The sequence below is a fragment of the Deinococcus pimensis DSM 21231 genome (assembly GCF_000519345.1).
Taxonomy (GTDB): Bacteria; Deinococcota; Deinococci; order Deinococcales; family Deinococcaceae; genus Deinococcus_A; species Deinococcus_A pimensis.
Map to the genome: position 1 here is coordinate 88531 of NZ_KI912668.1, position 427 is coordinate 88957.

The following is a 427-nucleotide window of genomic DNA, read 5'->3' on the forward strand; positions in this document are numbered from 1 at the left end:
CGGCGCGGACGGCGAGGGCCGCGTGCGCGTGGAGGGCACCTTCGCGGTGGAGGAGTACCGCAAGCCCGAGTACGAGGTGACCGTCACGCCCGACCGGGAGCGCGCCGTGCAGGGCGACCGCGTCCGCGTGAAGGTCCGCGCCCGCTACCTCTTCGGAGGCGCGCCGTCGGGCGCGCGGGTCACGTACAACGTCACGCGCGCCCCGTACTACCCGCCCGGCTTCGACGCCGAGGACCTCCCGCCCGGCGAGGACCGGCCCCGACTACGGCTCCGACCTCGTCGTCCGCGACGAGACGCGCCTCGACGCGCGCGGCGAGCTCGCCCTCGACCTCCCGCTGGAGCGCGACTCGGACGGCCGTCCCGTGAGCTACCGCGTGGAGGCCGAGGTGGAGGACGAGACGAGACGCAGCGTGAGCGGCTTCGCGCG

At 75.9% G+C, this 427-nt stretch carries 1 protein-coding gene; it reads left to right on the forward strand.

Features of this window, described 5'->3' with window-relative positions; translation table 11 throughout:
• The coding region (locus DEIPI_RS40320) for a hypothetical protein (protein WP_169737151.1) at window positions 1-427 on the forward strand (427 nt) is incomplete at both ends.